Source organism: Halolactibacillus halophilus (assembly GCF_900115605.1).
Classification (GTDB): domain Bacteria; phylum Bacillota; class Bacilli; order Bacillales; family Amphibacillaceae; genus Halolactibacillus; species Halolactibacillus halophilus.
On sequence record NZ_FOXC01000003.1, the window covers coordinates 106522 to 113613 of the forward strand.

Annotated in this window: 6 protein-coding genes; 1 reads left to right on the forward strand and 5 read right to left on the reverse strand. The window is 39.5% G+C overall.

What is annotated here, in order from left to right; translation table 11 throughout:
- Nucleotides 1–79 precede the first annotated feature (79 nt).
- The 3 genes from BM098_RS02590 to BM098_RS02600 all read right to left on the reverse strand — a co-directional run bounded on the left by BM098_RS02590 (nucleotide 80) and on the right by BM098_RS02600 (nucleotide 3959).
- Nucleotides 80–1597 carry an L-lactate permease gene (locus BM098_RS02590; RefSeq protein ID WP_089830089.1) on the reverse strand — a complete coding sequence of 506 codons (1518 nt, stop codon included), beginning with the start codon at nucleotides 1595–1597 and terminating at the stop codon, nucleotides 80–82.
- A 107-nt stretch (nucleotides 1598–1704) separates the two neighbouring features.
- Nucleotides 1705–3396: a DUF2207 family protein gene (locus tag BM098_RS02595; RefSeq protein WP_089830090.1), complete on the reverse strand. Its 1692-nt coding sequence runs from the start codon at nucleotides 3394–3396 to the stop codon at nucleotides 1705–1707.
- Nucleotides 3397–3401: 5 nt separating this feature from the next.
- On the reverse strand, nucleotides 3402–3959 hold the full coding sequence (locus BM098_RS02600; protein ID WP_089830092.1) for a LemA family protein: 558 nt from the start codon (nucleotides 3957–3959) through the stop codon (nucleotides 3402–3404).
- Between the two features lie 300 nt (nucleotides 3960–4259).
- Here BM098_RS02600 and BM098_RS02605 point away from each other — a divergent pair, with 300 nt between their 5' ends.
- A complete protein-coding gene (locus BM098_RS02605) occupies nucleotides 4260–5666 on the forward strand; it encodes an MATE family efflux transporter (protein WP_234987383.1) in 1407 nt (468 codons plus the stop codon).
- Nucleotides 5667–5765: 99 nt separating this feature from the next.
- Here the strand turns inward: BM098_RS02605 and BM098_RS02610 are convergent, their stop codons facing one another.
- Together BM098_RS02610 and BM098_RS02615 are read right to left on the reverse strand one after the other, a co-directional pair.
- Nucleotides 5766–6410 (reverse strand): YczE/YyaS/YitT family protein, encoded by a 645-nt coding sequence (locus BM098_RS02610; protein WP_089830095.1) that lies wholly within the window; start codon nucleotides 6408–6410, stop codon nucleotides 5766–5768.
- On the reverse strand, nucleotides 6400–6828 hold the full coding sequence (locus BM098_RS02615; protein ID WP_089830097.1) for a MarR family winged helix-turn-helix transcriptional regulator: 429 nt from the start codon (nucleotides 6826–6828) through the stop codon (nucleotides 6400–6402). The genes BM098_RS02610 and BM098_RS02615 overlap by 11 nt, the downstream gene beginning before the upstream one ends.
- Nucleotides 6829–7092 lie beyond the last annotated feature (264 nt).

Here is a 7092-nt window from a genome sequence, read left to right on the forward strand (position 1 = left end):
AACACCGCTGCATCTGAGAAGAAATGATGCAGCGGTGTTTTTATGTTTATATCTCTTTACGTAAGAAGGTAGTTAATCATCAAATAAATAAACTGCCTACGTATACTAAAATCCCTAAGAAAACGACATAACCTAAACAAAATTTTAATGTACTATTGAATATCTTACCTTCTTGACCAATCAGACCGGTCGCTGATGTGGCGACAGCGATACTTTGTGGTGAAATCATCTTCCCGCCAGTCGCACCTGATGTGTTAGCTGCGGCTAGCCAGTAAGAGTCAACACCAATCGAGTTCGCCACTTCGATTTGAAGTGGACCGAATAAAATATTCGATGACGTGTCGCTTCCCGTCACAAACGTTCCGAGTGTCCCTAACATTGGCGCAAAGAACGGATAAAATGAACCGGTAACTAATACAAATACAGTCGCAATACTTGTGATCATACCACTGTAGCCCATAATTTTAGCAAGGGCAACAATCGCCACAACCGTGAGTGCTGATTTTGATAATTGTTTGACCGTGCTGAAAAACACAGCGATAATATCTTTTAAATTAGCCCCTTGGATCAAGCTGCCAATCACTGCAGCTAAGATAATAAGAACACCTGGTGTCCCAATCCATTTAAATGTAGAAGCTGCTGCGCCTGGACCCTGGTAAATAGTAACTGTTGTTTTAATATGTGAGACGAAATCATACACCACTGGTACGAGTGGGCTCGTAATTAAAATAAAGGCTAGAATAAGGATGTAAGGTAACCATGCTTTAAAGCCTTCTGAAACTGATACGACTTCTGGGTTTTCAGCTTTTTTATCTTTATGGAACAAGAGCGCCATCCCAATCGTCACAGCCATACTGAACAGACTACCGACTAAAGCTGGAAGCTCTGCCCCTAAGTACTTAGCTACAAAAATTTGTGGCACCGCAAAGGCAATACCTGATGCTAGTGTAATACCCACTACACCTTTTAATGCCTTGAAGCTGCGACCGGTCATAATAACTAAAACAAACGGAACAATAATGATAAACAACGTCAATTGTAAGACGATTGTGTAACTTAGTGTCGTCACCTCAAGTCCGGTTACTTGCGCTAACGTTGATACCGGAATACCGACCGCACCAAAGGCTGTTGGGACGGTATTCGCAATGAGTGAGATAATCGCCGCAAAGAGTGGGTTAAATCCAAGCGCGGCTAAAATACTCGCAGGTAACGCAACTGCTGTGCCGTAGCCAGCAACCGCTTCTAAGAACCCACCGAAACCCCACGCTAGAATCAACACTTGAATCCGTTTATCAGTGGAAATACTTGATAACATTTTATTGATTGTATCCATACTTTTGGTATGTTGAGCCAAGTTGTATGTGAAGATGGCTGCAATAATAACAATCATGATTGGCCAAATACCTAATGCTGCTCCTTCGATAATTGCTGTGACAATGCCAAATGGCGTCATATCAAAGAAGAAAAAGGCCAAGCCACTAGCAATAAGTACGCTCCACATCCCCGCTTTATACGCTGGGCGATTAAAAACGCCGAGGGATAAAATCAAAAAAACAATTGGAATTAGTGCAAATAAAAATAAAACATATTCATTCATTAGTTGTTGCCCCCTATATTACATTTACTGTTTCTCTCATGATTATTCTCTACCTATTTACTTTTTATGTCAAGGACGAAAAGACATCTATCTTTTAGGGACGAACGCTATCTTGCGCCGCCTCCGCCGCCTCCGAAAGAACCACCACCCCCGCCAAAGCTCGTCGAACCGCCTCCACCACTAGCAGCTGAGACAGCACTACTATAGCCAGTTTGCATACTATGCGAAAAAGCATAGGCGATATAAATATCCGATACACGCACCTGGGATTGACTGACAAACTGCGGATAGAATTCAGCTAATTGTTTAGCCACTTCTTCTGCGATACCGTAAAGACTTGCCCAAATAATTAAATCTTCCCAGAGACTGACTTCTTTAATTTGTCGTTCATCCAGTAACGAGAAATCCGTTAAGTAATTCTTAAACTGGAGTAAATGATTAAATAAGTCTTCTCCTTCTGGAGTTGCTTTCGTGATTGTCGCATGCATCCTGAGGTAAGGAACTTCTTCAAAATATAAATAACCTTGGTGGTGCAAATGATCTTTTGAATACCTTAGTAAGTCAGTCTTCAACGTTTCTAATTTTTTATAGTTCTTCTTCGACCAAGCTTTTATTTCATTCTCATCTAGTATACCGTCTGTACCCGCTGCTTCGACAACAACATTAAAAAAGCGGCGTTCAATTTTATCAACCGATTTAGCTAACTTAAACGTATTTAATACAAATTGATCGTGATCTTTTTTAAAGACCATCCCTTTTGTTTCCGTCGTATGGGTAATGTATCCATCTTTTACCCATTTTAATACGTACGCACTAAAGTAGTTCTCAAAACTCCCTGTACCAACCGATTCCAGTAAGTATTGGACATTACGCATCGGTCCTTTTGTGTAAGGAATTTCCCGGTAATACTGATCTTCATTTAACTTTTCTCTCGCTTTACCGGTGACGAGTGGACCAGCTCTTTTGATTGCCCGTGACCGAACAATCACGGCAATAATAATAAAACCAATCAGTAAAATCCCAGCTATAACAAAGGCAACAATTATCATTTTCTCACCAAACGTCATCGGCTGATCACCATAACTACTATCTTCTAAGGATTCGTTTAATTCTTTTTCCAATGTCGTTGATTTTGTCTTTAAGTCAGTAAAAAGCGGTTCAAAAAACTGCATCAATAGGGTAATATGACCGTTATTTTGAATCGGTTCGTTACTCCAACCAACTAAATTCCCTTCTTCCAAATAAACTTCACCATTAAAGCCGAAGCCCCATATTTTTGTATTGCCTTGATTAAAGGCGACTGGGCCTGTGACCGTTATTGAGACATCTTCTGGATTAATGTTGTCTTGGCCACTAAAAAACTTCCAGTTCATGCTTTGGCCATCGTCTAACTGACGGACAAGGTCTGATAATGTGTAGGTAACGACATATTCATGTGAACCATATTCACCAATACCCCACGTTAATTCATAGCCATCCCCTGTTTCGATTATGCCGTACTTGCCAGCCTTTTCTTCACGGCTCCAATCAAGGTTCCAGCCATCTTGAAATGTGAGTGATTCACCAAAGTCGGTGACCGAATAATTAGAAACGACCGCACCTTCTAAGTTTTCTAATACAATATACATTTCTGTACCTTCATCGAGGTTCATTTGGCGCGTTTCGGTAATCGTGCCCGAACCATCTTCATGAAGCTCAACGTGTAAATCGAGTGTTGACATCGTATTTGCGGATAGATTTATTCCGAAAAAACTAAATAACATGAACGAAACAACGAGTGTAAACAGTGATTTTCGCATCAACCTCACCCCCAGCTCGGCATGTCTTGTTTTGATTCTGTACTTTCAAAATAATCACGCTTACTAAAGTTAAATATTCCAGCAATAATATTAGATGGTACCATTTGAATAAGACGGTTATATTTTGTAACCGTATCATTATAAATCATCCGTGACTGTCTCACTTGATTTTCATATTTATCAACTTGGGCAAGTGTATCTTGATACACTGTTGAAGCTTTTAAATCTGGATAGTTTTCTGCCACTGCGATTAAGCGACCTAACGCTTGATTAAATAATTGATCATCTTGATTGACTTCACTGACAGCAGCACCTTTACCAATCTGTGACCGCTTCTCTGTAATCCCTTCTAATACTTCTGCTTCATGTGTTTCATAACGCTTTGTGCCATCAATCATTGATTTTAATGCATCCCAACGTGATTCAATTTGCGTTGAAATTTGCCCCATCGCATTTTCAACTAGTTCACGTGTCGATACTAAGTTGTTGTAAGTAGAAATCCCCCACATTACTAACACAAATCCTAATACTAAAACGACCGCTAAAATAATCCAACCGACCATGTTTTGCACCCTCTTTTCAGTTAATAAAGTACGATTGCTACATCTATTATATCAGACTGAATCATGATTGTTAGTCCTCTCACAAGATATTTTAACAGGTAAGCGTTTTAATTTTTTAGCAGGATATGTATGCGCTTTTAATTTTTTTCATTAATTTGGTTCGTCTGTGTTGCATTTTTAATAAATAAAGCTATACTATTCAAAGACCTTTATAATATTAATTGAAAAACCGCGTATGTTTATGTGGTTTTTAAGCATAGAGATGAAAAGAAAGATTGAGGTGATATTATGGGAAGGGATATGACGCAAGGAAACCCCCTGAAACTAATCGTATTATTTAGTTTACCAATGTTGTTAGGTAACGTGTTCCAACAATTTTATTCTATGGCCGATACGTTTATTGTGTCACAGACGCTTGGGATGGATGCATTAGCTGCTGTTGGTTCGGTTGGCAGCATCATGTTTTTAATTTTAGGCCTTGCGATTGGCTTGACTGCTGGTCTTGCGGTCATTACTGCCCAAAGGTTCGGAAAAAAAGATGAAAAAGCATTGCGTCAGAGTTTAGGCGTTAGTCTCATTATCGTCATTGTCATCAGCATTATTTTAACGATTGCCGCCACACTGAATACCCGTAACATCTTAGAATTAATGCAGACGCCGCCTGAGATTATTGATGATGCGTATGACTATTTGGTTGTCATATTTGCTGGGATTGGTGCGACGGTTATGTTTAACTACTTATCGAACGTTTTACGGGCGATTGGTGATTCACGTACCCCGCTGCTATTTTTAATTGTCACATCCGTCTTAAACATTATTTTAGACTACACATTTATATTAGGCTTCAACATGAATGTCGCCGGAGCGGGTTATGCGACCGTTATTTCACAGCTGATTGCTTCTATTCTTTGCCTGATCTACATTAAGAAACGGGTGAGAATTTTACGTGTTAGAAAATCAGACTGGACGAAAGACTGGGCTGAATATAAAGAACACTTACGCATTGGCTTACCTTATGGTTTTCAGTATTCGATTATTGCGATTGGTTCTGTAGCGATTCAGATCACGCTTAATCAATTAGGTGCGTTATCCGTAGCAGCTTATACGGCGTCATTAAAAATTGAACAATTACTCACCATGCCACTCCAGACCATGGGTGTTGCGATGTCAACTTATGTAGCGCAAAACTTCGGTGCCGGTGAATTTAGTCGTATTAAACAAGGAATTAAAAGCGGGGTAGCTATTACCCTTGTCTACGCTGCTTCAATTGGAGTTATTCTTTTATTCTTCGGACGCTTATTAGCTGGATTCTTTGTTGAAGGTGGTAACGCTGAGGTGCTTGCGTTATCTGAGCGTTTCTTTACGATTCAATCGCCTTTTTATATGTTACTCGCGCTTGTGTTTGTTCTCAGACCCTCTATTCAAGGTTTAGGTAATAGCTTCGTACCAACTGTTGCTGGCGTATTAGAACTCGTTGCCCGTGTCACTGGCGCCCTTGTCTTGAGTGAATACTTCGGCTTTAGTGGCGCTGTTATGTCCAACCCACTTGCTTGGTTTGCGGCAACTGTTCCACTTATCTTATCTGTTTATTACACATTAAAGATTTTAGAAAAAGAACCAACAAAGAAAGATCTTATGTTGTCGCTCGGATCAAAAAAGGTCTACCAACAATCAAAGACATTACGTAAGGAGTGTACGTGTTCTTAATGTGAATACGCTTATAAGATGATAAAAAAAGCATGTGGCGTACTCATTCAGAGTAGCCACATGCTTTTCATTTATAGATTTTTGCTCATACTAACTACCTTACACTACTTTCACCAGAATCTTCGTCCAAATACCTAGCGACCGCTGCATAATCGGACCAATCAGCGGTACGGTCACAAATGTACCTATCGCCACTGGGCCACCGAGTAACCAACCTGATGTTAAGGCAAGTGATTCTAAAATAGTACGTGAAGTACCGACAGAAAGTGAAAAACGTTTGGCGATATAAAGCGTCATCCCGTCACGTGGACCTGCGCCAATCTTTGAGGATACGTACATACCTGAACCAACCCCCATAATTGTCACGCCTACCAACAACATAATAATTCGAATAGTTAATGTATTTGGGGCAGGAATAAAGTCTGCGGCTAGAATTTGATTTAAAAAGAAACCGACAAAAATAATATTAAGGACACTCCCAATTTGAATCCGCTTCTTCTCAAGTAATGTTGTTAAAACGACCATGACAACACCGACAATCTGGACCCAACGCCCGATTGATAGCCCGAAGTTCTCAGATAAACCGATATGGAGAACATCCCAAGTGGCTGTGCCAAGATTCGCTTGAATAATGACAGACACACCGAAGGCGAGAAAATATAGTCCACTCACAAAGACCAACAGACGTATAAAATAGCCTTTTAGCGTGACAGGTGTTGACGCTTTATTTAATTTAGAAGGCATACCGTTTATCTCCATCTAAGTTTACGATCATTTTTTCAGACACTTTTTGGAAAACTTCAAGTTCTTCCTCTGAAATGCCACGTATCGCTTTCTTTTCAATTTTATCACTAATATCTTTCCAGTCTTGATAATGCTTCTTCGCTTCATCTGTTAGACCGATGATTCGCTTTCTCCGGTCTAAACCTTCTTCTTTTTTAATCCAACCTTCTTGATTTAAACGGTTGACCATCCGCGTTAAAGTTGGCGCTTCAACTTTCATATAATCTGCGATGGCACGTTGACTATGTGGGCCTTCTGTGTACAAAAACATCACCAATCCCCATTGTGCCGCATATAAGTGTGAATCGTGTAATTGTTCATTAAGTACTTTTTTAAAAGTACGACTTAATTGTCCTGCTTGATGTCCATATAAAACCATGTATATCTCCCCTTTTCATTTAATTAGCTAGCTAATTATAGCATAGTTTTTGTTAATTTGCTGAAAAAATGTTTAACCGATAGATTTTAAAAGAAAACAAACGGTAGATGTTTCGCAATTTCACCTTTAATTTCATATAATGGAGATGAACCTCACTCTTATCGCTACACGGGAGTTTGACACTTCATTTCTTTAAAAGCACTCTTAAGCCTTGATATGGCTTATTTTTTATGTCAAATTTCGACTTTAATTATTGAGTACTAT